This is a genomic window from Streptomyces sp. TRM68367, from assembly GCF_014495685.1.
GTDB lineage: Bacteria > Actinomycetota > Actinomycetes > Streptomycetales > Streptomycetaceae > Streptomyces.
Genome location: NZ_JACTVI010000009.1, coordinates 39,547 through 63,447, shown reverse-complemented (window position 1 = coordinate 63,447; position 23,901 = coordinate 39,547). Strand labels below are relative to the sequence as shown.

Below are 23,901 nucleotides of genomic sequence, written 5' to 3'. Positions count from 1 at the left end.
GGGCCGGGGCTCGGATAAGGGCGGGACTCGGGATTCTGTATGCGGTGCAGAGGGGGAGTTTCGAGGGTGCCCGCGTCCGGTGCGGAAGGTCCCGGGGCCACGGTCGAGTGGCTGGTCGAAATCACCGGGGAGATCGCGAGGAGGCTGAGCGTGATGGCGAAGCAGAAGCCGACGAGAAAGACCCCTGCAGCGTACGCACGCGCATGGGGTCGAGGGGTCGCGCTGACATCGTCATTCCGGCTTTGTGGAGGCAGTGACATCGCGATTGCTCCGGGCATGGATCGGTGGGGGGTGACCTCCAAGGGCCGGATTCCGCTTGGAGGCAGTAGGGTGTGGGGCCGACCGGGAAAGAGTCACCGACCAGGCCATGCGGAACGGGCCTCCGGTGCCAGCCGTCGACGCGGCCCTGCGGTGCTCCTGCGCGCCGCCGTCGCGCATCGGGGCACGTCAGGCGCCCCCTTCGCGCGGTTACCGAGCTGCCTCCGGAATCGCGTCCGCTCCTCTCGGTGAGTCCCTTGAATCCTCTCATGTGAAAGGCAGCAGAAAGCGACAATTTGGATTATTGAAGTGTAAAGCTTCGCAGCTTCAATTGTGGATTGCTCGTGAAAATATGAGTCGTTGTTCATGTACTGACCGGTTGGTTTCATGAAATCTTTTCAAACGCCCGCCGGGTCCCTCGCCGCGGCCCGGGACGACCGGCCCGGCCTCCTCGTCTCCGCCCCGGACTGTCGGACCGGGGCGGTAGCGTCGGATCATGTCCAATCAGGCGGAGACCGGGGCGACTCGGGCCGACGGCGGGGAGCGGCGGCTCGCCGTGCTCGAAGGCGTCCTCGAACGCATCACATACGCCAACGAGGAGAACGGCTACACGGTCGCCCGGGTCGACACCGGCAGAGGCGGCGGCGACCTCCTCACGGTCGTCGGCGCGCTGCTCGGCGCCCAGGTCGGCGAGTCCCTGCGCATGGAGGGCCGGTGGGGCTCGCATCCGCAGTACGGCAAGCAGTTCCACGTGGAGAACTACACGACGGTCCTGCCCGCCACCGTCCAGGGCATCCGCCGCTACCTCGGCTCCGGCCTGGTCAAGGGCATCGGCCCGGTCTTCGCCGACCGCATCACACAGCACTTCGGCCTGGACACCCTCCAGATCATCGAGGAGGAGCCGAAGCGGCTCATCGAGGTCCCCGGCCTCGGACCCAAGCGCACCAAGAAGATCGCCGACGCCTGGGAGGAGCAGAAGGCGATCAAGGAGGTCATGCTCTTCCTTCAGACCGTCGAGGTGTCCACGTCGATCGCGGTGCGCATCTACAAGAAGTACGGCGACGCCTCGATCTCCGTCGTGAAGAACCAGCCGTACCGGCTGGCGGCCGACGTCTGGGGCATCGGCTTCCTCACCGCCGACAAGATCGCCCAGTCGGTCGGCATCCCGCACGACAGCCCGGAGCGCGTCAAGGCGGGCCTGCAGTACGCGCTGTCGCAGTCCACCGACCAGGGGCACTGTTTCCTGCCCGAGGAGCAGCTGATCAAGGACGCGGTGAAGCTGCTGCAGGTCGACACCGGGCTGGTCATCGAGTGCCTGGCGGAGCTGTCCCGGGTCCCGGAGGACGGCGAGGACCCCGGCGTCGTACGGGAGAAGGTGCCGGGACCGGACGACAAAAGGGGCGCCCGAAGGGCTTCCGCTGAGGGTGGTGGGCGACGGGCGGGAGAACCCGTCACGGCGGTCTATCTCGTGCCCTTCCACCGGGCCGAACTCTCCCTCTCCGCCCAGCTGTTGCGCCTGCTGCGCACCGAGGAGGACCGGATGCCGGGCTTCCGGCAGGTGGACTGGGACAGGGCGCTGGGCTGGCTGAAGGGGCGTACGGGCGCGGATTTGGCCCCCGAGCAGGAGGCGGCCGTGAGACTCGCGCTCACCGAGAAGGTCGCCGTCCTCACCGGCGGTCCCGGCTGCGGCAAGTCCTTCACGGTCCGGTCGGTCGTGGAGCTGGCGCGGGCCAAGAAGGCGAAGGTCGTGCTGGCCGCCCCGACCGGCCGCGCCGCCAAGCGCCTGGCCGAGCTCACCGGGGCCGAGGCCTCGACCGTCCACCGCCTCCTGGAGCTCAAGCCCGGCGGCGACGCGGCCTACGACAAGGACCGGCCGCTGGACGCCGACCTGGTGGTGATCGACGAGGCGTCGATGCTGGACCTGCTCCTGGCCAACAAGCTGGTGAAGGCCGTACCGCCTGGGGCGCACCTGCTGTTCGTGGGGGACGTGGACCAGTTGCCCAGCGTCGGCGCCGGCGAGGTCCTGCGGGACCTGCTGGCCGACGGCAGCCCCGTGCCCGCCGTCCGGCTCACCCGCGTCTTCCGCCAGGCCCAGCAGTCCGGGGTGGTGACCAACGCGCACCGGATCAACTCCGGGAAGCCGCCCGTCACCGACGGTATGAAGGACTTCTTCCTCTTCGTCGAGGACGACACGGAGGAGGCCGGACGGCTCACCGTGGACGTCGCCGCCCGCCGGATCCCGGCGAAGTTCGGCCTCGACCCGCGCCGGGACGTCCAGGTGCTGGCGCCCATGCACCGGGGCCCCGCCGGCGCGGGCACGCTCAACGGCCTGCTCCAGCAGGCCATCACCCCCGGCCGACCCGACGTGCCGGAGAAGCGGTTCGGCGGCCGGGTCTTCCGTGTCGGCGACAAGGTCACCCAGATTCGCAACAATTACGAGAAGGGCGAGAACGGTGTCTTCAACGGCACCGTGGGCGTGGTCACCGCGCTCGACCCGGTCGACCAGCGCCTCACCGTGCTGACGGACGAGGACGAGGAGGTTCCGTACGAATTCGACGAACTGGACGAGCTGGCTCACGCGTACGCCGTGACCATCCACCGCTCCCAGGGCAGCGAGTATCCGGCGGTGGTCATCCCGGTCACCATGAGCGCCTGGATGATGCTCCAGCGGAACCTGCTCTACACGGCGGTCACCCGCGCCAAGAAGCTGGTCGTCCTCGTCGGCTCACGCAAGGCGATAGGACAGGCGGTGCGCACGGTGTCGGCGGGCCGGCGCTGTACGGCCCTCGACTTCAGGCTCGCTCCGCGTCCCCTGGGTGACTGAGGGACACCTGACGGACGCACTGTGACGCGCATCACGCAAACATGATCGATCAAATGCGTCGCGAAGGTCACAAGACACTTCCAGACGGGGAACACAGGGGGCAGGATGAGCTAGTTGGCGGCACTCAGTGCCGCCAATAGGCCCGATGGTCGACCCCGAGTGCACTCTCCTGAGCCAAGTGGGGGATGGTAGAGACAGTCAGGGCACCTCGAAGATGAGGCACAACGTCGGTGAGGGAAGACGTGAGCGACAACTCTGTAGTACTGCGGTACGACGGCAGCGAATACACCTACCCGGTGATCGACAGCACCGTCGGTGACAAGGGCTTCGACATCGGCAAGCTCCGCGCCCAGACCGGTCTGGTGACGCTGGACAGCGGTTACGGCAACACCGCCGCCTACAAATCCGCCGTTACGTATCTCGACGGCGAGGCGGGGATCCTCCGGTACCGCGGCTACCCGATCGAGCAGCTGGCCGAGCGCTCCACGTTCCTGGAGGTCGCGTACCTGCTGATCAACGGCGAGCTGCCGACCGTCGACCAGCTCACCGCGTTCCGGAACGACATCACGCAGCACACCCTGCTGCACGAGGACGTCAAGAACTTCTACAAGGGCTTCCCGCGCGACGCCCACCCGATGGCCATGCTGTCGTCGGTCGTCTCCGCGCTGTCCACGTTCTACCAGGACAGCCACAACCCGTTCGACGAGCGGCAGCGCGACCTCTCCACGATCCGGCTGCTCGCCAAGCTGCCGACGATCGCGGCGTACGCGTACAAGAAGTCGATCGGCCACCCGTTCGTCTACCCGCGCAACGACCTCGGGTACGTCGAGAACTTCCTGCGTATGACCTTCTCGGTCCCCGCGCAGGAGTACGACCTGGACCCGATCGTGGTCTCCGCCCTCGACAAGCTGCTGATCCTGCACGCGGACCACGAGCAGAACTGCTCGACCTCCACGGTCCGCCTGGTCGGCTCCTCGCAGGCGAACATGTTCGCCTCGATCTCCGCGGGCATCAACGCCCTGTGGGGCCCGCTGCACGGCGGCGCCAACCAGTCCGTGCTGGAGATGCTGGAGGGCATCCGCGACGCCGGCGGTGACGTCGACTCCTTCATCCGCAAGGTGAAGAACAAGGAGGACGGCGTCCGCCTGATGGGCTTCGGCCACCGGGTCTACAAGAACTTCGACCCGCGCGCCAAGATCATCAAGGCCGCCGCGCACGACGTGCTCTCCGCCCTCGGCAAGTCCGACGAGCTGCTGGACATCGCCCTGAAGCTGGAGGAGCACGCGCTCTCCGACGACTACTTCGTCTCGCGCAGCCTCTACCCGAACGTCGACTTCTACACCGGCCTGATCTACCGGGCCATGGGCTTCCCGACCGAGATGTTCACGGTCCTGTTCGCCCTCGGCCGGCTGCCGGGCTGGATCGCCCAGTGGCACGAGATGATCAAGGAGCCGGGCTCCCGCATCGGCCGCCCGCGCCAGATCTACACGGGCGTGGTGCAGCGGGACTTCGTTCCCGTCGAGAAGCGCTGACACCTGCCGGTGAGGGGTGCCGCCACTGGTGCCCCGTCGCTGGGCCGTCTTGTTCCGGCTCGGGGGCCGGTCGGCCGGGTCTTTTCGGCGCCGGGTGCGGTGTTCCCTGAGCAGGACTCGCGGGGCCCCGTGCGCGCAGCGTCGCGTGCGGGGCCTTCGCGTGTCGTCGGGCACGAGTCTGCGGGGCCTTCGAGTTCGCCGCGCGCATGTCTGCGTGGCCGTACCCGTGCTGGTGTGACCGGACAAAACAGAAGGCGCCCTGGAGCGCCGGTCCCCCCACGGGCCGACGACCAGGGCGCCTTCCCGTGTCCCGGTGCGGATTCCCCCCACGGGATCCGGCCGGGCGTCTGAGGACGCAGCGCCTGAATCGCTGTTCAACAGGTTGAGCAGAACGAGCGGAACTCGCCGTACTCAGGGTTGTGCGGTCTGCCGGGACAGCACACGTAGGGAGGGCCGCTCAAAGCTTCCCGGTGTACGTGTCCCGGCAACGCACCTCTGGAGAAGTCCCCCAAGACATCTCCAGGTGCCGGTCAGCGCCCCCCAAGACGCTTCCCGACATCGTCAACTTAGACCTTCGAACCCCTTCGATGGTTACGTTGATATCACTGTGATCTGCGTCTCTCGCATATGTCCTTTAGGTACGCAAGGGCCCGGATTCAACTGACGGGACCCAAGCGTAAGGATGATGCGCGAGCCTTGTGAAGAGCTTATGTGAGGCTCGCGCAGGACTCCAGAGGAGCCCTGGCTTCCGACTCACCGGAATGTCCGCAGCCGCAGGCTGTTCGTCACCACGAACACCGACGAGAAGGCCATCGCCGCGCCCGCGATCATCGGGTTCAGCAACCCGGCGGCGGCCAGCGGCAGCGCGGCCACGTTGTAGCCGAAGGCCCACACGAGGTTGCCCTTGATCGTCGCGAGCGTCCTGCGGGACAGCCGGATCGCGTCCGCGGCCACCCGCAGATCCCCGCGCACCAGCGTCAGATCGCCCGCCTCGATCGCCGCGTCCGTCCCGGTGCCCATGGCAAGACCCAGATCAGCGACGGCGAGCGCGGCCGCGTCGTTGACGCCGTCGCCGACCATCGCCACGCACCGCCCCTCGCCCTGGAGCCGCCGTACGGCGTCGACCTTGTCCTCGGGCAGCACCTCGGCGATCACCTGGTCGATGCCGACCTGCCGGGCCACCGCCTCGGCCACCGTCCGGTTGTCCCCGGTCAGCAGCACCGGCGTGAGCCCCAGCATGCGCAGCTCGCGCACCGCCTGCGCGCTGGTGTCCTTCACGGCGTCCGCGACGGCGACGACACCGCGTGCCGCCCCGTCCCAGCCGACGACGACGGCCGTACGTCCGCCGCTCTCGGCCTCGTCCCTGGCGCGGGCCAGCTCGCGTGGCAGCGTGTCGTAGAGGCGCCCCACCGCCACCTCACGCCCCTCCACACGCCCGCGTACGCCCCGCCCGGGGACGTTCTCGAACCCCTCGACCTCCGGGAGTCGTCCGACGCGCTCCTCGGCGCCGGCGGCGACCGCGCGGGCGACGGGGTGCTCGGAGGCGTGCTCGACGGCGCCCGCGAGCCGCAGCACCTGCTTCTCGTCGGCGCCGTCGGCGGCGTACACCTCCTGGAGGGTCATCCGGCCCGTGGTGACCGTGCCGGTCTTGTCCAAGACGACCGTGTCGACGCGGCGCGTGGACTCCAGCACCTCCGGGCCCTTGATGAGGATGCCGAGCTGCGCCCCGCGTCCCGTGCCGACCATCAGCGCGGTCGGCGTGGCCAGTCCCAGGGCGCACGGGCAGGCGATGATCAGCACTGCGACGGCCGCGGTGAACGCGGCGGCCGGGTCGCCGGTCAGGCCGAGCCACGCCCCGGCCGTGCCGACCGCGATCAGCAGCACCGCCGGGACGAAGACCGCGGAGATCCGGTCGGCGAGCCGCTGCACCTCGGCCTTGCCGCTCTGCGCGTCCTCCACCAGCCTGGCCATCCGCGCGAGCTGGGTGTCGGCGCCGATGCGGGTGGCTGCTACGACGATCCGGCCCCCGGCGTTGACGGTGGCGCCGGTGACGGCGTCGCCGACGGTGACGTCGACGGGCACGGACTCGCCGGTGAGCATCGAGGCGTCCACCGCGGAGGCACCCTCGACGACCGTGCCGTCGGTCGCGATCTTCTCCCCGGGCCGTACGACGAACCAGTCGCCGACCGCCAGCCGCTCCACCGGTATCCGCACCTCGCGGCCACCCGTCCGTCCCCGGTCACCGCCCTCGCCCGAGAGCGCTTCGAGCTCGCTCTCCTCGTATCGCAGTACGGCCACGTCCTTCGCGCCCAGCTCCATCAGCGCCCGCAGCGCGGCGCCCGCACGCCGCTTGGAGCGGGCTTCCAGAAAGCGGCCGAGGAGGATGAAGGCGGTGACGCCGGTGGCGACTTCGAGATAGATCGTCGAGGCGCCGTCGGCCCGGGAGACGGTCAGGTCGAAACCGTGCCGCATACCGGGCATGCCCGCGTCGCCGAGGAACAGCGCCCACAGGGACCAGCCGAACGCGGCCAGCGTGCCGAACGAGACCAGCGTGTCCATGGTGGCCGCGGCGTGCCGGGCGTTGGTCCAGGCGGCCCGGTGGAAGGGCAGGCCGCCCCAGACGACGACGGGGGCGGCGAGGGTGAGGGAGAGCCACTGCCAGTTGTCGAACTGCAGGGCCGGGACCATGGCCAGCAGCACGACGGGCACGGCGAGCAGCGCCGAGACGGTCAGGCGCACGCGGAGCGCCGACAGCTCGGGGTCCTCCTGGGCGGCCGGTGCCGTCTCCTCGCGCGCGGGTGCGGGCTCCTCGGCGGTGTACCCGGTCTTCACCACCGTGGCGATCAGGTCGGCGACCTCGGTCCCGGCCGGGTAGGCGACGCGGGCCTTCTCCGTCGCGTAGTTCACCGTGGCGGTGACGCCGTCCATCCGGTTGAGCTTCTTCTCGACGCGGGCCGCGCAGGAGGCACAGGTCATTCCGCCGATGCGGAGCTCGACCTCGGACAGCTCCGGGGCGGTGCCGTCGGTGGCCGGCTGTGCGGTGGTGGTGCTGGTCATGTCCGGACTCCCGGAAAGTCTTCGGGGGTGCCCGAAAGTCTTCGGGACGTGTGCCTCAGGCCTTGCCGACCAGCTCGAAGCCGGCCTCGTCGACGGCGGCGCGTACGGCCTCCTCGTCGAGCGGGGCCGCGGAGACGACGGTGACCTCGCCGCTGGAGGCGACGGCCTGCACGGAGCTGACGCCGGAAAGCTCGGAGAGCTCGCCGGAGACGGCGCCCTCGCAGTGTCCGCAGCTCATCCCGCTGACCTTGTAGACGGTTGTGACGGAACCCGGGGCGCCGGTCTGGACGCTCATGTCGTTACTCCTCGTCGAGGCGTGTGAGGGTGAGGGGGCCGCCAGGGCCCACCGTGACCCGATTGTACCCCTAGGGGGTATAAATCCAAGAAGGGCTCCGGGAAAGGGGACGGCATTGGGCACGGGATAACGTTCCGCCACGAGAGGCGGATGAGCCAAACAGGGCCTGGCGGGGAGGGCGGCGGCGCATGCGGGCGGTGGTGTTCGAGCGGTTCGGGGAGGCGCCCGAGGTGCGGGACGTGGCAGATCCGCGAGCCCCGGAGCACGGGGTGGTGGTGCGGGTCGAGACGACCGGGCTGTGCCGCAGCGACTGGCACGGCTGGCAGGGCCACGACCCGGACATCGCGCTGCCGCATGTGCCCGGGCATGAACTCGCCGGTGTCGTCGAGGCGGTGGGCGACCGGGTCACCGGCTGGCGGCCCGGCGACCGGGTCACCGTGCCGTTCGTGTGCGCGTGCGGCGGCTGCGCGGCCTGTGCGGCGGGCGACCAGCAGGTGTGCGAGCGGCAGACCCAGCCCGGCTTCACGCACTGGGGCTCCTTCGCCGAGCACGTGGCGCTGGACCACGCCGACGTGAACCTCGTCGCGGTCCCGGACGGCATGTCCTTCGCGACGGCCGCCTCGCTCGGATGCCGGTTCGCGACGGCGTACCGCGCGGTGGTGCAGCAGGGCCGGGCGGCGGCGGGGGAGTGGGTCGCCGTGCACGGGTGCGGTGGCGTGGGGCTGTCGGCGGTGATGATCGCGGCGGCGTCGGGGGCGCGGGTGGTCGCCGTCGACGTAGCGCAGGGGGCGCTGGATCTGGCGCGGAAGTTCGGGGCGGCGGAGGGCGTGGACGCGGCACGCACCTGCGACACGGCGGCGGCGGTCCGCGACGTGACCGGCGGCGGTGCCCACCTCTCCCTGGACGCGCTCGGCTCGCCCGCCACCTGCGCCGCCTCAGTGAACGGACTGCGCCGCCGCGGCCGGCACGTCCAGGTCGGCCTGCTGCCCTCGCCGACGGGGACGACACCCGTCCCGATGGCCCGCGCCGTCGCATTCGAACTCGAACTGCTCGGCAGCCACGGCATGGCCGCGCACACCTACCCGCCGATGCTGGAACTGGTCCGCTCCGGCGTCCTGCGCCCCGACCTCCTGGTGACCGCCACGATCCCGCTGACCGCGGTGCCGCCGGCGCTGGCGGCGATGGGGGCGGCGCCGGGGGCGGGGGTGACGGTGATCGAGCCCTGGTCGTGAAAGCCCGGGGGGCAACGACCCGGGACCAAAGTCCCCGGCTTGCACAACGGGCATCACTGGCGGTGACGCTGCGTTTGCGTCCGGCCCTGTCCCGCTGGCGCGGTGGTGGGACCGTTGACTGGACCCCGCGTCGCCACAACTCCCACGCGCGGGCGCGGATGTTGCGGGAGCTGTCGCGATCCGCGTGCGCAACGACGCCGCAGGACCGGCACGCGAACCAGGCCTGACCGAGGGGGGTTCAAGACGCATCAAGGGGGCGATCAAGCCTGCCGACGCCGGCGGTTGCCCGGCCTTGAGGCGACCCACGCCCGGACCGTGTCCGCGTACCAGAAGGGTTTGCCTCCCTCCACCAGGTCGGGTGGGGGCAGTAGGCCGTGCTTGCGGTACGAGCGCACGGTGTCCGGCTGCACCCGGATGTGTACCGCGATCTCCTTGTAGGACCAGAGCCTGTGGTCGGTCATGAGACGCACCTTCCTGCGCGCGCCGCGGCGGTGGCCGGGGGCGGCCGTCCGGGGAAGCCGGGCGCTGCGCTGGCGATCAAAAACCCTGTGTCCGGTGAACGGCGGAGCGTGACGTGAGGGCAGGGCCTGTGCGCCGGGTGTGACGGAAGACCCGCGTACACGCGACATGTGTGACACGAAGGGGGTGTCTGTGACACAGATACCGCAAAGGCGTACGCCGGCTCGCCGGCGTGGCGCGTTGACGGGTGGGGCTGGTTGGTGGCAAGGGGAGGGGCGTTCGGCGGCAAGGCGAGGCGAGGCGGGGCGAGGGTCGTTGAGTTGTATGCGAGGCCGCCCAGGGCGGTCGGCGAGCACGACGGACGCCTATCGGGCATCGAGGTCCTGCTGATGCGCTGGGCTTCGACCAGCCGGTACGCATCTCACGCGCCGGCCGGCCCCCAGGTCTGGAAAGCGCTGTCAAGATCTCGTCCGAATGTCCGGACAAAACATTGACGGGGCTTCACACACAGGACTACAAAGCCGGGAGGGCCGCGTGAGCGAAGGGGAGCCGATGACGTACGACCTGATCACCATGGGGCGGATCGGGGTGGACCTGTATCCGCTGCAGACAGGCGTGCCGCTGCCGCGGGTCACCTCCTTCGGCAAGTTCCTCGGCGGCTCGGACAGCAACGTGGCGGTCGCCGCCGCCCGCCTCGGCCGCCGTACCGCGGTGGCTCGATGAACCGCGGCGGCCTCCAGGGCGCCCCCTTCGAACTCGACGACCGGTTCACCGGCCACCGCGCCGAGGACATCGAACGGCTCCGCTTCGACGCGGGCAAACTGCTGCTGCGCATCGACTACGCCGACCCGGGCTCGCTGACCACCCTGGAGTCCACCGCCGTAGGACTGCTGTGAGGGCCGCCATGACACCCCGGCGCGCCGCCACACCCCGCGGCGCGCCCCCAGATCGCCTCCAGCGCGGGAGGCCGCTTCGCCCTGGCAGGAGCGAAGAGCGAGCGATGACTCCCCGCCCGCCTCGGCCCCGCGCCGGAGGTCTCGAACGGACAGGGCAACGGCTCGGCCAGGCGGTCGTCGAGTACGCCGGGGCGATGCCGTACCACCAGGGCCGCAACGAGCAGGCCATGGTGCACGCGGCCGTCGGCTACGCCCGGCAGTCCAACCGGCTGTCCACGCACGCCGTGACGACCTCCATCGGGCCGGGCGCCACCAACCTCGTCACGGGCGCGCCGCCCTCGCGACTGTCAACCACCCCCCAGGACGTCGGCGGCATCGGCCACACCGGCACGGCGACGGCGGACGAGCTCACCCGCACCGCCGACCTGGTGATCGGTGTGGGCACGCGCTACACCGACTTCACCACCGCCTTCGGCACCCTGTTCGAGGCGCCGGGCGTCCGCTTCCTCAAACTCAACATCGCCCCCTTCAACGGCCACAAGCTCGCCGGCCTCCCGCCGGTCGCGGACGCCCGCGGCGGCCTGACCTGACGGACGCGCTGCGGCGGCCCGGCCACCGGGTCGGCACCCAGTACGTCACCGACTCCACCGAGGACAAGGAGCGCTGGGAGCAGCGCGTCGACGCCTGCTACGAGGCCGACGAGGCGGACATCCGGTACCACCCGGAGGAAGGCATCGCGATCAAGGTGGTGATCCTGCAGAACCACGGGTACGCGTCCATCGGAGGGCTGTCCGAGACAGTCGGCGGCGAGCGGTTCGGCACGGCCTACCGCCTACCGCCTCCCGTCCGAGGACGGCACGCTCACCGGGCCGCCGCTGCCGGTGGACTTCGCCGCCAACGCGGCCAGCCTCGGCATGCGGGTGCTGCGCGCGAAGACGGTACGGGACCTGCGGGCGGCGCTCGCCGAGGCGCGGGCCGCGACACTCCCACATGTGTCTACGTGGAGACCCAAACGGCAGACACTGTGTCGGGCGCGCCCCCGGCCCAGGCCTGGTGGGATGTGCCCGTGGCCGAGACCGCGACACTGCCGTCCGCGGTCAAGGCCCGTGAGCTGTACGAACGGCACCTGGCCACCCGGCGCCACCATCTGTGAAGGAGTGCTCGGTCATGACGAAGATCGTCAACCACTGGATCGGCGGCAAGACCGTCGAAGGCGCCTCGGGTACGTACGGGCCGGTGACGAACCCGGCGACCGGCGAGGTGACGACGAAGGTCGCGTTCGCCACGGTGGACGAGGTGGACGCGGCGGTCGCGGCCGCCAAGGAGGCCTTCGCCAGCTGGGGTCAGTCGTCCCTGGCCCAGCGCACGTCCATCCTCTTCCGGTTCCGGGCGCTGCTGGACGCGCACCGCGACGAGATCGCCGAGCTGATCACCGCCGAGCACGGCAAGGTGCACTCCGACGCCCTCGGTGAGGTGGCGCGCGGCCTGGAGATCGTCGACCTGGCGTGCGGGATCAACGTGCAGCTGAAGGGCGAGCTGTCCACGCAGGTCGCCAATCGGGTCGACGTCTCGTCCATCCGGCAGCCGCTGGGGGTCGTCGCGGGCATCACGCCGTTCAACTTCCCGGCGATGGTGCCGATGTGGATGTTCCCGATGGCCATCGCGTGCGGCAACACGTTCGTCCTGAAGCCGTCCGAGAAGGACCCGTCCGCTTCCCTGAAGCTCGCCGAGCTGCTGGCCGAGGCCGGTCTGCCGGACGGTGTCTTCAACGTCGTGCACGGCGACAAGGTGGCCGTCGACCGCCTGCTGGAGCACCCGGACGTCAAGGCGGTGTCGTTCGTCGGCTCGACCCCGATCGCCCGTTACATCCACACCACCGCCTCCGCCAACGGCAAGCGCGTCCAGGCCCTCGGCGGCGCCAAGAACCACATGCTGGTCCTCCCGGACGCCGACCTGGACGCGGCGGCGGACGCGGCCGTCTCGGCGGCGTACGGTTCCGCGGGCGAGCGCTGCATGGCGATCTCGGCGGTCGTGGCCGTCGGCGCGATCGGCGACGAGCTGGTGGAGAAGATCCGCGAGCGCGCCGAGAAGATCAAGATCGGCCCCGGCGACGACCCGGCCTCCGAGATGGGCCCGCTGATCACCGCCGCCCACCGCGACAAGGTGGCGTCGTACGTCAGCGGCGCGGCGGCGGAGGTCTGCGAGGTCGTCCTCGACGGTTCGGCGTATACCTACGAAGGCGCCGGCCACGAGAACGGCCACTGGATCGGCATCTCCCTGCTCGACAAGGTGCCCACCACCGCCAAGGCCTACCAGGACGAGATCTTCGGCCCGGTGCTGTGCGTGCTGCGCGCCGAGACGTACGACGACGGCGTGGCGCTGATCAACAGCTCGCCCTTCGGCAACGGCACCGCGATCTTCACCCGGGACGGGGGCGCGGCCCGCCGCTTCCAGCTGGAGATCGAGGCCGGCATGGTCGGCGTGAACGTCCCCATCCCGGTGCCCGTCGGCTACCACTCCTTCGGCGGCTGGAAGGACTCGCTCTTCGGCGACCACCACATCTACGGCAACGACGGCACGCACTTCTACACCCGCGGCAAGGTCGTCACCACCCGCTGGCCTGACCCCGCCGACGCCCCGGCGGGCGTGGACCTGGGCTTCCCGCGCAACCACTGACCGCGCTCCGGCGTGGCGTACGTCTCAGTCCCGTACCGCGCTCGCGGTACGGGAGGTCAGCTCGTACTCCCGTGGGAGGGGCGACGGTTCAGCCCCTGGTAGACAACTTATCGACAGGTTGACCCCGTACCGTTGACGCATGGATCTTCGACTGCCCGCATGGCGGGGGCCGTTGCTTCGGCGGCCGAGGCGGATCATCGCCGCCGCGGCCGCCGTCGTCGTGCTCGCCGGTGCCGGAACGTGGACGGTGGCGTCGGTGGCGTCGGCCTCCGACGACGCGCCGCCGGTGCACCGCACCGACCGGATCATGGCCACGGCCGACGGGGTGCGCATCGACACCTCGTACTTCACGGCGGGCGGCGGTGGCCGCCGCCCCGCCGTGCTGCTCGGGCACGGCTTCGGCGGCAGCAAGAACGACATGCGGCAGCAGGCCGAGGACCTCGCCAGGGACGGGTACGCGGTCATGACCTGGTCGGCCCGCGGCTTCGGCAGGTCCACGGGGAAGATCGGGCTGAACGACCCCAAGGGCGAGGTCGCCGACGTCTCCAAGCTGATCGACTGGCTCGCCGAGCAGCCGCAGGTCGAGCTGGACAAGGCGGGCGACCCGCGCGTGGGCATGGCCGGCGGTTCGTACGGCGGCGCGATCGCCCTGCTGACGGCCGGGTACGACGCCCGCGTGGACGCCATCGCTCCGGCGATCACCTACTGGAACCTCGCCGACGCGCTGTTCCCGAACGGCGTGTTCAAGAAGCTGTGGGCGGGCATCTTCGTCAACACCGGTGGCGGCTGCGCCAGGTTCGAGCCGCAGCTGTGCCGGATGTACGAGCGGGTCGCCGAGTCCGGCAAGCCCGACGCCCAGGCGGTCAAGCTCCTTCAGGAACGCTCGCCGTCCGCGGTCGCCGACCGCATCAAGGTGCCGACGCTGCTGTCGCAGGGCCAGACCGACTCCCTGTTCCCGCTCGGCCAGGCCGACGCCGCGGCGAAGGCCATCCGCGCCAACGGCGCCCCCGTCGACGTCGACTGGATCTCCGGCGGGCACGACGGCGGCGACCTGGAGGCCGGCCGTGTCCAGGCGCGCACGCAGGCGTGGTTCGACCGCTACCTGAAGGACGACAAGGGCGCCGACACCGGCCCCGCCTTCCGCGTCACCCGCACCCTGGGCGCCGGCAGCGGCGACGGCGAACCCCGCCTCGCCGGCATCACCTCGGACACCTACCCAGGCCTTGAGGCCAAGCCGCGCTCCCTGCCCCTGGCCGGTCGCGAGCAGACCGTCGCCAACCCGGCCGGCGCCAGCCCGCCTGCCGTCTCCGCCCTGCCCGGCCTCGGCGCGGCCGGCGGCCTCTCGCAGCTGTCCTCCCTCGGCATCGGCGTCTCCCTCGACTTCCCCGGCCAGTTCGCCGCGTTCGAGTCGGCGCCCGTCCGCGACGGCCTCCAGATCACCGGCTCGCCCACGGTCACCGTGCACGTGAAGTCGACCACCGACGACGCCGTGCTCTTCGCCAAGGTGTACGACGTCGGCCCGGGCGGCACCCAGCCGGTGCTGCCCGCCCAGCTGGTCACCCCCGTCCGCGTGGAGGGCGTGCAGGCCGGCAAGGACGTGACGGTCACCCTGCCCGCGATCGACCACGAGGTCGACGACGGCCACCGGCTGCGCCTGGTCCTCGCCTCGACCGACCTCGGCTACGCCTCCCCGACCGCCCCGGCGACGTACACGGTCTCCGTCAAGGGCGACCTGAAGGTGCCGACGGCTCTCGGCAGCACCGAGGGCACCGGCCCGCTGCCCGCGTGGGTGTGGTGGGCGCCGCTCGCCGGTGCGGCCGTCGCGCTGGCGCTGGTGCTGTCCGGGCGGCGCCGCACGGTGGCGCCCGCGCCGCCCGACCCGGCGCTGGCCGAGGTGCCGCTGGAGATCACCGGCCTGACCAAGAAGTACGCGAAGAACACCGACCGGTACGCCGTGCGCGACCTGTCCTTCCGCGTCGAGAAGGGCCAGGTCCTCGGACTGCTCGGCCCCAACGGCGCCGGCAAGACCACGACCCTGCGCATGCTGATGGGCCTGATCAGGCCGGACGGCGGCGAGATCCGCGTCTTCGGCCACGCCATCCGGGGCGGCGCCCCGGTGCTGTCCCGGGTCGGCGCCTTCGTCGAGGGCGCGGGCTTCCTGCCGCACCTGTCCGGCCGGGAGAACCTGGAGCTGTACTGGCGGGCCACCGGCCGCCCGCCGGAGGACGCCCACTTGGACGAGGCGCTGGAGATCGCCGGGCTCGGCGACGCGCTCGCCCGCGCGGTGCGCACGTACTCGCAGGGCATGCGCCAGCGCCTGGCCATCGCCCAGGCCATGCTGGGCCTGCCCGACCTGCTGATCCTCGACGAGCCGACCAACGGCCTCGACCCGCCTCAGATCCGTGAGATGCGCGAGGTCATGATCCGGTACGCGGCGGCCGGCCGCACGGTCATCGTCTCCAGCCACCTGCTGGCCGAGGTCGAGCAGACCTGCACCCACCTGGTGGTCATGGACCACGGCAAGCTCGTGCAGGCGGGCCCGGTCGCCGACATCGTCGGCTCCGGCGACATGCTCCTGGTGGGCACGGCCACGCCCGTGGACGAGCCCGTCGTCGAGAAGGTCGCCGCGCTGCCCGGCGTGGTCTCGGCGGCCCGCACCGACGAGGGCCTGCTGGTCCAGCTGGACGCCGACGGCACCCCCCAGCGCCTGGTCGCCGAACTCGTCCGGCTGGAGGTGCCCGTGCAGGCGGTCGGCCCGCACCGCCGCCTGGAGGACGCCTTCCTCACCCTGATCGGAGCCGAAGCATGAGCACGCTCGTCGAGTGCAGGGATCACAGGGAGCCCGGCGAGACCGCGTCCGGCTACCGCGCCGGCCGCACGCTGCCCCTCCGGGTCGAGCTGGTACGGCAGTTGAAGCGGCGCCGCACCCTCGTCATGGGCGCGATCCTGTTCGCCCTGCCGTTCGTCCTGCTCGTCGCCTTCCAGATCGGCGGCGAACCGGGCGGCGGCAACAACCGGGTGAACCTGATGGACACGGCCACCGCGTCCGGCGCGAACTTCGCCGCGGTGAACCTGTTCGCCTCCGCGGGCTTCCTGCTCGTCATCCCCGTGGCCCTGTTCTGCGGGGACACGGTGGCCTCGGAGGCCAGCTGGTCCTCGCTGCGCTATCTGCTCGCGGCCCCCGTGCCCCGCGCCCGCCTGCTCTGGTCCAAGCTCGCCGTCGGACTCGGCCTGAGCCTCGCCTCGCTGATCCTGCTGCCGCTCATCGCGCTCGCCGTCGGCACGGCGGCCTACGGCTGGGGCCCGCTCCAGCTGCCCACCGGCGGCACGCTGGAACCGGGCACCGCCGCGCAGCGCCTGGCGATCGTCGTGGCGTACGTGATGGTGTCCCAGCTGGTCACCGCGGGCCTGGCGTTCTGGCTGTCGACCCGCACCGACGCACCGCTGGGCGCGGTCGGCGGCGCGGTGTTCCTCACCATCATCGGCAGCGTGCTGGACGAGGTGACGGCCCTCGGCGACTGGCGCAACGTCCTGCCCGCGCACTTCCAGTACGCCTGGCTGGACGCCGTACAGCCGCAGATCCAGTGGTCCGACATGATCCAGGGCACGTCCCTGTCGGTAACGTACGCGCTCGTGCTGTTCGCCCTGGCCTTCCGGGGTTTCGCCCGCAAGGACGTGGTGTCCTAGGGCGTGTTTCGGAAGTCCCTTCTGCTCTGCGACGCCCGGCACGCACTCTCGCCGCACCGGACGAAAGCCCGAGTACGTCCAGTACGAGGCCTTTCGTCCGGCACGCCGAGAGCACGCACCGGACGCCGCAGAGCCGCCCTTCGGGCGACGAAGGGACTTCCGAAACACGCCCTAGGTCAACGGAAGATCACCTACCGGTCTCGGCAGTCCCCGTCCGTGCCCTCTTCGAGACCCACCTGCAACTCCCCGTACCGCACGTTCCGGCCTCCGTTGCCGTCACAGTCACAGAACGCAACGGCAACGGACCGAGGGGGCACGGACGATGGAGCGGTACGAGAGGCACACGGCGTACGCGAGGCGGCGGCTGCGCGGCGCGCTGCTCGCGCTCACGGCGGCGGGCGGCCTGCTGCTCACCGCCTGCGGCGCGGGCGACAGCGGCAACGCCAGGAGCGAGGCGGCGTACGACTCCGGCGGACGCACGGCCCCGCTGCCCGCGCCCGACGGGTACGGCGGGGAGCAGCGGGGCGACGGCGACTCCCGCGAGGTCGCCCCGGAGGAGCCGGACCACCTCTCCACCTTCGCCCTCGACGTGGACACCGCCTCCTACGGCTACGCACGCCGCGCCCTCGCCGACGGGCAGCGACCCGCCCCGTCGACCATCCGCCCCGAGGAGTTCGTCAACAGCTTCCGCCAGGACTACGACCGCCCGGACGGCAACGGCTTCACGGTCACCCTCGACGGCGCCCGCACCGACGACAAGGACTGGTCCCTGGTCCGGGTCGGCCTGGCCACCCGCCCCGCCGAGGAAAGCGGTGACCGTCCGCCCGCCGCGCTGACCTTCGTCATCGACATCTCCGGATCCATGGCCGAACCCGGCCGCCTGGACCTCGCCAAGCACTCCCTGTCCGTGATGACGGACCGGCTGCGCGACGACGACTCGGTCGCCCTGGTCACCTTCAGCGACGAGGCCGAGACAGTCCTGCCGATGACCCGCCTCGACGACAGCCGCGACCGCGTCCACGATGCCATCGACAGCCTGGAGCCCACGGACTCCACCAACCTCGGCGCGGGCGTCGAGACCGGCTACGAAACCGCCGTCGAGGGCCTGCGCAAGGGCGCCACCAACCGGGTCGTCCTGATCTCCGACGCCCTCGCCAACACCGGCGACACCGACCCGGACACCATCCTGGAACGCATCGCCACCGAGCGCCGCGAGCACGGCATCACCCTCTTCGGCGTCGGTGTCGGCAGCGACTACGGCGACGCCCTCATGGAACGCCTCGCCGACAAGGGCGACGGCCACACGACGTACGTGTCCGACAAGGCCGACGCCGCGAAGGTCTTCAGCGAACAGCTCCCGCGCAACATCGACCTGACGGCCCGTGACGCCAAGGCCCAGGTCGCCTTCGACCCGGAGACGGTGGCCGAGTTCCGGCTCGTCGGCTACGACAACCGCCGCGTCGCCGACGACGACTTCCGCGACGACCGCGTGGACGGCGGCGAGGTCGGCCCCGGCCACACCGTCACCGCCTTGTACGCCGTACGCACGAAGCCGGGCGCCGACGGCCATCTCGCCACGGCCACCGTGCGCTGGCTCGACCCCGACACCCGTACGCCGCACGAGGAGTCGGGCGACCTGGAGGCCGCGGACCTGCACGACTCCGTGCGCAGCGCGCCCACCCGCTTCCAGGTCACCACGGTCGCCGCGTACTTCGCGGACGCCCTCCGCTCCTCCGACCGCCGCTACGGCTCCCTGCCCGGCGCCCCTTCCCTCGACCAACTCTCCGAGCACGCCGAAGAGCTGGCGACCAGGACGGAGGACAGGGACGTACGGCAGCTGGCCGAGGCGATCGAGACGGCGAGCCGCCTGGAGTAAGCCAAAACCCGCTACGAGTGGACGGCCCTCTTCGCGATCTGGGCCGCCGGCGGCAAGACCGTCCCCGGCTACGCCACCTCCTCCGCCGAGCAGGTGGAGTGGATCGTCCGGGACTTCGGCGCCCGGTTCGTCGTCACGGAAATCGACGAGGCGGTCTCCCGTGCCGAGTCCATCCGCGAGTTCCGTCTGCTGGAAGGCGACTTCACCCAGGACAACGGCCTGCTCACCCCGTCCCTGAAGATCAGGCCCCACGCGGTGACGCACTGAGGCGAGGTCATCAGCCGGTCGGCGCACATGCGTTGCGGGGTTGGTGCGCCCGTGATCCCGTCTTCCTGAAAAGGTGCTTAGCGGACATTCTGGCGCCGCGATCGTGAGCGCCGTGCGCGCTCGGCCCCATATCACCCAGGAGGACCAATGCCTCATCGCATGCTCCGTTCGGCCGCCGCCGTGCTGCTGACTGGCGCACCGCTCGTCGCCGCCGCGCCCGCACAGGCCGCTGCGCAGCACGCCTTCCCTTGTGCCGTCGGTGTCCAAAAGGTCAGTGACACCCTGACCAGTAGGGTCAGTGTCGGCATCACATGTGCCGCGACGCGGACCGTCGGCGTGAGTATCACCGCGAACGGCACCGAACTGCTGAGCCTGCAGCAGACCGTCCAGGCCGGGGTTCAGCAGAGCGTCACCCTCACGGTGCCGAGAGTCGAGCAGGTCTGCGCCACGGTGCAGACCGACGGTGAGAGCACCACGATCTGTACCCCCTGACCTCCTCCGGTCGGCACTCCTCTCGTGGGCGGCAACCGCGTGTTCGGCGTGCCGTTTCCCTTCCTTCTGCACCATATATAGGAAGATTCATGACACTCATTCGGGTGTGTCGGGAATGCAGCGTTAAGGAGGGTATGTGTTAGCGTCTGTGATTGTTCGAACACGGTCCGTAAGGAGGGTCGTGTGCGTGGAGAAAACGGAGAAGCGATGCACAAGCTCAAGAAGGCCGCAGCCGTAGCAGCCATGGTCGGCGGCATGGGCCTTGTCGGCGGCGGCGTTGCCCACGCCGATGGGGGCCACGGCTACGGCGACCCGTTCGACCTTTTCATCAACAACGTCCAGGCCGTGGACTGCGAGCAGTCGTTCGAGTCTGGTGCCATCGCCCTCACCGGGGGTGCCGGCGACACGGAGGCGAACACCGGCAACTTCTGCACGGTGGTCGGGTCTGTCGAGGACTGATTCCAAGACGCCTTGAGGGGCGGGTTTCGCGCTGTAGGTGCGAAACCCGCCCCTCAGGTCTTGCCGCGTCGGCTTTCGGCAGGGTTCAACCTCGCTATGAATGTGCCGTCCTCGCTGCGATGTGCTCGGTGGTTCTGGCGTGGCTGAAATAGGTAAATAGGCAAATTCGTGACACTCGTTCGGCTCGTTGGGAATGTGGCGATAAGGCGGATGCATGTTATTCTCTGTGATTGTTCGGACACGGTCCGTAAGGAGGGTCGTGTGCGTGGAGAAATCGGAGATGCGATGCACAAGCTCAAGAAGGCCGCGGCCCTAGCAGCCATGGTCGGCGGCATGGGCCTTGTCGGCGGCGGCGTTGCTCACGCCTGCGGAGACAAGACCGGCGACCCGCACCCGTCCGACGTCGCCATCGGCAACCTGCAGTCTGTGCAGTGCGAGCAGTCGTTCGAGGCTGGCGCCATCGCCCTCACCGGGGGTGCCGGTGACACGGAGGCGAACACCGGCAACTTCTGCACGGTGGCCGGGTCTGTCGAGGACTGATTCCAAGACGCCTTGAGGGGCGGGTCTCGCGCTGAAGGGTGCGAGACCCGCCCCTTCTTTGTCGCCCTTCTGGCGTCGACTGGCCTCAGTGTTTGTCAACACGTGCGGGGTGGCCCAGTGATTTCGACATCGCTAAAAGGTATATAGGTAAATTGGTGATACTCATTCGGGTGTGTCAGGAATGCGGCGATAAGGCGGCGTGTGTTAGCGTCTGTGATTGTTCGGACACGGTCCGTAAGGAGGGTCGTGTACGTGGAGAAATCGGAGATGCGATGCACAAGCTCAAGAAGGCCGCGGCCGTAGCAGCGGTGGTCGGCGGCATGGGCCTTGTCGGTGGCGGCGTTGCCCACGCCGATGGCTACGGCGACCCGTACCCGGGGGACGCCTTCATCGACAACGTGCAGGTTGTGGACTGCGAGCAGTCGTTTGAGTCGGACGCCATCACCCTCACCCCGGGTGCCGGCACCGGCGACCTGGACGCGAACACCGGCAACTTCTGCACTGTCATCGGGTGATTGGGCCTGTCGAGGGCTGACCAAGATGCCGTGAAGAGCTGGGTCTCGTACCTCCTGTGCGAGACCCGCTCCCCGGCCCCTAGCCCTGCCGTATGCCCTGATCGATCTGTCGTTCGTGACGGGACCACGGGGCAGAGAGTCAGAACTCGCGAAAGGGGATGTCGAGACAGCTGGAGCTCGGCCTCCCCTTTCTGCGCTGGTTGAGGCCACAACGTTGCGTAGTGGCCGTGAGTCAACATATGGAGGTCTGTATGCGCAGGTTCAAGAAGGTCATGCTGGTGACCACCGTTGTCGGCAGCATCGGCCTGACGGGTGCCGGGGCCGCCCAGGCTGACGACCACGGTGGCCAGTCCGACGCCACCGTCGAAAACGCGCAGCTTCTGGAATGCGAGCAGCAGTTCCGCGCTTCCACGATCACGATCGCCCCGTCGGTCAGCGTCTTGGGCGACAGCATCACGAATATCGGCAACTTCTGCACGCAGGCCGCTCCCCGCGGCTGATCGGCTGATTCCTCCGGCGGCCGGTTCAGGGCGAGCCCTCGATGTGGAGGACGCGGGCTCGTCCGCTGGATGCCGGCAGGTATGGCGGGCGGCTCGGTGGTAGCCGCTGACAGAAGTAAATCCCCCGACCGGACTCACCTTCGGCCTGTGGTGCAGAGTCGACCCCATATCGGCAGCGGCCACTCTTCCGGTGGCCGCTGCTGTTTTCCCCGGCCGGTGAGCTCGGAACTGTTTTGGATGGCTGCTGAGCTGCGGTGACATCGTCCGAAGCAGCCGTGTCGGTCCGGTGGGAAGTCGCTGCGCCGGCGCACCGGCCGCCGGAGAGGACGCCCTCGAGTTCGCCCCGTATATCGTCCGATCGGCGCAAGTTACATCAATCGCCATACAGGGCCGTTCGGATGAAATCCGATGACTACTCGTCTGTGAGGATGTCACCTGCTTGGTGGGGATTTCCCACCGATGCAGTATCGACTCACATACTTCCCTGCAGAGGGATGTGAGTCGATCGCAGGTCGGAGAAAATATGACTGATACGGTCATCCTGCCGCGTTGTCCGGAGACCGGAAAAGCATCGTTCCGCACTGAATCCGAGGCGAGAACCTGGCTGATCAAGCAGCCGATTCTGGAGAAAATCCCAGACCGCATCTACCGATGCTCGGAGTGTCGGTACTGGCACTTCACCGGGTCCCATCACTGGACCAGCCAGAAGATCAAGCGGAGGCGGAACTACGGGAGGCGGGAAGCCGTCTCGGGACACAGCCGAAGGAAGAGGAGGAAACGCTGACGAGAGAGTCAGTCCTCTCGTCACGCAGGCACAGCCGGCATCGCTCGCCCCCCAGTGGTCGCCACCCACCTCTTCGCACCCCGAACCAGTGCCTTCCCGGCCTCGTACCACCCCGTATCCCTCCGCCCGTTCGGCCCAATTCGGCCGGGGGGGGGGACAGCGAATTCACCGCATTTTCCTCGGCCATGGCTCACTCGTGCGGGTGGTCAGGGGGTGCGAAGGCACAGGACTCAGTTGGAACAACGGGCATACATATGACTGATCAATGGAGCAGATACGGATAAACGGGTGGCGGCGCGCGCTGCGGCTGCCGCCGATGAGCGAGAAAGGGGAAGCCATGGCCGCTCAGCATCGGCGCTGCAGAAGATGGCCTGTGTACGTCGCGGCCGGGTTTCTCGCGTCGGCCGCCCTGGTACCGGGAGTTGGCCACGCCGTGGGCGCAGAGGCCGAGGAGGCCACCCAGCCTGTACCGACGACGCCCGTGCCGACATCGCCCGCGACGACAGCCACCGTCGTACCGCCCGCGCTGCCCGTACCGCTCGCCCCGCAACCCGCCGTCGGCGCCTACCTCGACTACTCGTTCAGGGGCGTGGCCCTGATGGCGGGGCTGAGCCGGTGGCTGGGCGGCGCCGAACTGCGCGTGGGGCACACGTATCTGCCCGGCGACCGCTGGAGCAACATCGAGGGTGCCCCCCGCTTTCTCGACTCCTGGGCGGCCTGGCGCCGGGAGCGGGACGACCGGATGCTCGTCCTCAACGTGCCCATGCTGGAGCGCAATGAGGAGGCGGTCTCCGACGCCGAGGTGCGAGCCCTGCTGCGCCGGGGCGCGGCCGGGGAGTACGACGCGCATTTCCGCCGTCTGGCCGAGAGACTGGTCGAGCTGAGGGTGCCGGACACCGTGCTCGTGCTCGGCTGGGAGATGAACGGCACCACGTACACCCACCGCTGCGGGCCGGACCCGCAGGCCTGGAAGGCGTACTGGAACCGGATCGTCACCACCATGCGGTCGGTGCCCGGGCAGCGGTTCCGGTTCGACTTCACGCCGAGCCGCGGGCGCGACGCGGTTCCCTGGAACGAGTGCTATCCGGGAGACGACACGGTCGACATCATCGGCATGGACGCGTACGACCAGCCGCAGGGAATGTCGTTCGACGAGCAGGTGACGGAGCCGTACGGATTGCAGCAGCACGTGGACTTCGCGAAGGAACACGGCAAGCCCATCTCGTATCCGGAGTGGGGTCTGTTCCGCAACGGCGACAACGCGGAGTACATGCGGGGCATGCTCGCCTGGTTCGACCAGCACAAGCCGCTCTACCACACGATCACCGACTACTGCCCGCACGGCGTGTGGCGGTGCCGGCAGAACCCGCGGGCGGCCGCGGTGTACCGGTCCGTGCTCCCCAGCACCACCGCGCCCCTGCCGCTGCCCGTGCCGAAGCCCCAGCCCGAACCGGTGCCGCTGCCTCGCCCGAACTGCTCACCGCTGGAGCTGGGCGACTGGATGGAGTACTGGCTCGGCGGACGGCTCTGCTTCCGCTTCGACTGGTGGTCT

At 69.8% G+C, this 23,901-nt stretch carries 16 protein-coding genes and 5 pseudogenes; 18 read left to right on the top strand and 3 right to left on the bottom strand.

The window, feature by feature from the left end; translation table 11 throughout:
• The first annotated feature begins 754 nt into the window (after nucleotides 1-754).
• Both H8R17_RS09385 and H8R17_RS09380 read left to right on the top strand, forming a co-directional pair.
• Complete coding sequence (locus H8R17_RS09385; RefSeq protein ID WP_187822685.1) at nucleotides 755-3,082, top strand: ATP-dependent RecD-like DNA helicase; 2,328 nt, start codon at nucleotides 755-757, stop codon at nucleotides 3,080-3,082.
• Between the two features lie 242 nt (nucleotides 3,083-3,324).
• Nucleotides 3,325-4,614: a citrate synthase gene (locus tag H8R17_RS09380; protein ID WP_187822684.1), complete on the top strand. Its 1,290-nt coding sequence runs from the start codon at nucleotides 3,325-3,327 to the stop codon at nucleotides 4,612-4,614.
• Between the two features lie 753 nt (nucleotides 4,615-5,367).
• Here the strand turns inward: H8R17_RS09380 and H8R17_RS09375 are convergent.
• The gene (locus H8R17_RS09375; RefSeq protein WP_187822683.1) at nucleotides 5,368-7,671 is read right to left on the bottom strand and encodes a cation-translocating P-type ATPase; all 2,304 of its coding nucleotides are present in this window, start codon (nucleotides 7,669-7,671) and stop codon (nucleotides 5,368-5,370) included.
• Nucleotides 7,672-7,726: 55 nt separating this feature from the next.
• Complete coding sequence (locus tag H8R17_RS09370; RefSeq protein ID WP_187822682.1) at nucleotides 7,727-7,966, bottom strand: heavy-metal-associated domain-containing protein; 240 nt, start codon at nucleotides 7,964-7,966, stop codon at nucleotides 7,727-7,729.
• Between the two features lie 188 nt (nucleotides 7,967-8,154).
• Here H8R17_RS09370 and H8R17_RS09365 point away from each other — a divergent pair, with 188 nt between their 5' ends.
• The gene (locus H8R17_RS09365) at nucleotides 8,155-9,198 is read left to right on the top strand and encodes a zinc-dependent alcohol dehydrogenase family protein (RefSeq protein ID WP_187822681.1); all 1,044 of its coding nucleotides are present in this window, start codon (nucleotides 8,155-8,157) and stop codon (nucleotides 9,196-9,198) included.
• A 260-nt stretch (nucleotides 9,199-9,458) separates the two neighbouring features.
• On the opposite strand, the gene H8R17_RS09360 is transcribed toward H8R17_RS09365, so the two are convergent.
• On the bottom strand, nucleotides 9,459-9,659 hold the full coding sequence (locus tag H8R17_RS09360) for an AlpA family transcriptional regulator (protein WP_187822680.1): 201 nt from the start codon (nucleotides 9,657-9,659) through the stop codon (nucleotides 9,459-9,461).
• Nucleotides 9,660-10,209: 550 nt separating this feature from the next.
• Between H8R17_RS09360 and H8R17_RS09355 the strand changes: the two are divergent.
• From H8R17_RS09355 to H8R17_RS09290, 15 genes and pseudogenes are all read left to right on the top strand, one after another.
• A pseudogene (locus H8R17_RS09355) lies at nucleotides 10,210-10,371 on the top strand (PfkB family carbohydrate kinase); the annotation flags it as partial.
• Nucleotides 10,371-10,538 (top strand): annotated as a pseudogene (locus H8R17_RS09350) (deoxyribose-phosphate aldolase); the annotation flags it as partial. The pseudogenes H8R17_RS09355 and H8R17_RS09350, both read left to right, overlap by 1 nt.
• 54 nt (nucleotides 10,539-10,592) lie before the next feature.
• Nucleotides 10,593-10,658: pseudogene (locus tag H8R17_RS46540) on the top strand (5-deoxy-glucuronate isomerase); the annotation flags it as partial.
• A gap of 137 nt (nucleotides 10,659-10,795) precedes the next feature.
• Nucleotides 10,796-11,706, top strand: a pseudogene (locus H8R17_RS09345) (thiamine pyrophosphate-dependent enzyme); the annotation flags it as partial.
• A 14-nt stretch (nucleotides 11,707-11,720) separates the two neighbouring features.
• On the top strand, nucleotides 11,721-13,229 hold the full coding sequence (gene mmsA / locus H8R17_RS09340; RefSeq protein ID WP_187822679.1) for a CoA-acylating methylmalonate-semialdehyde dehydrogenase: 1,509 nt from the start codon (nucleotides 11,721-11,723) through the stop codon (nucleotides 13,227-13,229).
• A 139-nt stretch (nucleotides 13,230-13,368) separates the two neighbouring features.
• Entirely contained in the window at nucleotides 13,369-16,038 is a 2,670-nt protein-coding gene (locus tag H8R17_RS09335; RefSeq protein WP_187822678.1) for a CocE/NonD family hydrolase, read from the top strand.
• Nucleotides 16,035-16,916: an ABC transporter permease gene (locus H8R17_RS09330; protein WP_187822677.1), complete on the top strand. Its 882-nt coding sequence runs from the start codon at nucleotides 16,035-16,037 to the stop codon at nucleotides 16,914-16,916. The genes H8R17_RS09335 and H8R17_RS09330 overlap by 4 nt, the downstream gene beginning before the upstream one ends.
• Before the next feature lie 322 nt (nucleotides 16,917-17,238).
• On the top strand, nucleotides 17,239-18,792 hold the full coding sequence (locus H8R17_RS09325) for a VWA domain-containing protein (protein ID WP_187822676.1): 1,554 nt from the start codon (nucleotides 17,239-17,241) through the stop codon (nucleotides 18,790-18,792).
• Nucleotides 18,793-19,059, top strand: a pseudogene (locus H8R17_RS49145) (AMP-binding protein); the annotation flags it as partial.
• Nucleotides 19,060-19,206: 147 nt separating this feature from the next.
• Nucleotides 19,207-19,551, top strand: coding sequence for a hypothetical protein (locus H8R17_RS09315; protein WP_187822674.1), 345 nt, complete (start codon nucleotides 19,207-19,209; stop codon nucleotides 19,549-19,551).
• Nucleotides 19,552-19,758: 207 nt separating this feature from the next.
• A complete protein-coding gene (locus tag H8R17_RS09310; protein WP_187822673.1) occupies nucleotides 19,759-20,010 on the top strand; it encodes a hypothetical protein in 252 nt (83 codons plus the stop codon).
• A 261-nt stretch (nucleotides 20,011-20,271) separates the two neighbouring features.
• The gene (locus H8R17_RS09305) at nucleotides 20,272-20,550 is read left to right on the top strand and encodes a hypothetical protein (RefSeq protein ID WP_316959359.1); all 279 of its coding nucleotides are present in this window, start codon (nucleotides 20,272-20,274) and stop codon (nucleotides 20,548-20,550) included.
• 272 nt (nucleotides 20,551-20,822) lie between these two features.
• Complete coding sequence (locus H8R17_RS09300) at nucleotides 20,823-21,065, top strand: hypothetical protein (protein ID WP_187822672.1); 243 nt, start codon at nucleotides 20,823-20,825, stop codon at nucleotides 21,063-21,065.
• 251 nt (nucleotides 21,066-21,316) lie between these two features.
• Nucleotides 21,317-21,565 (top strand): hypothetical protein, encoded by a 249-nt coding sequence (locus tag H8R17_RS09295; RefSeq protein WP_187822671.1) that lies wholly within the window; start codon nucleotides 21,317-21,319, stop codon nucleotides 21,563-21,565.
• Nucleotides 21,566-22,686: 1,121 nt separating this feature from the next.
• Nucleotides 22,687-23,901, top strand: a 1,215-nt coding sequence (locus H8R17_RS09290) for a glycoside hydrolase family 26 protein (RefSeq protein WP_187822670.1), incomplete at its 3' end; no start/stop codon positions are given.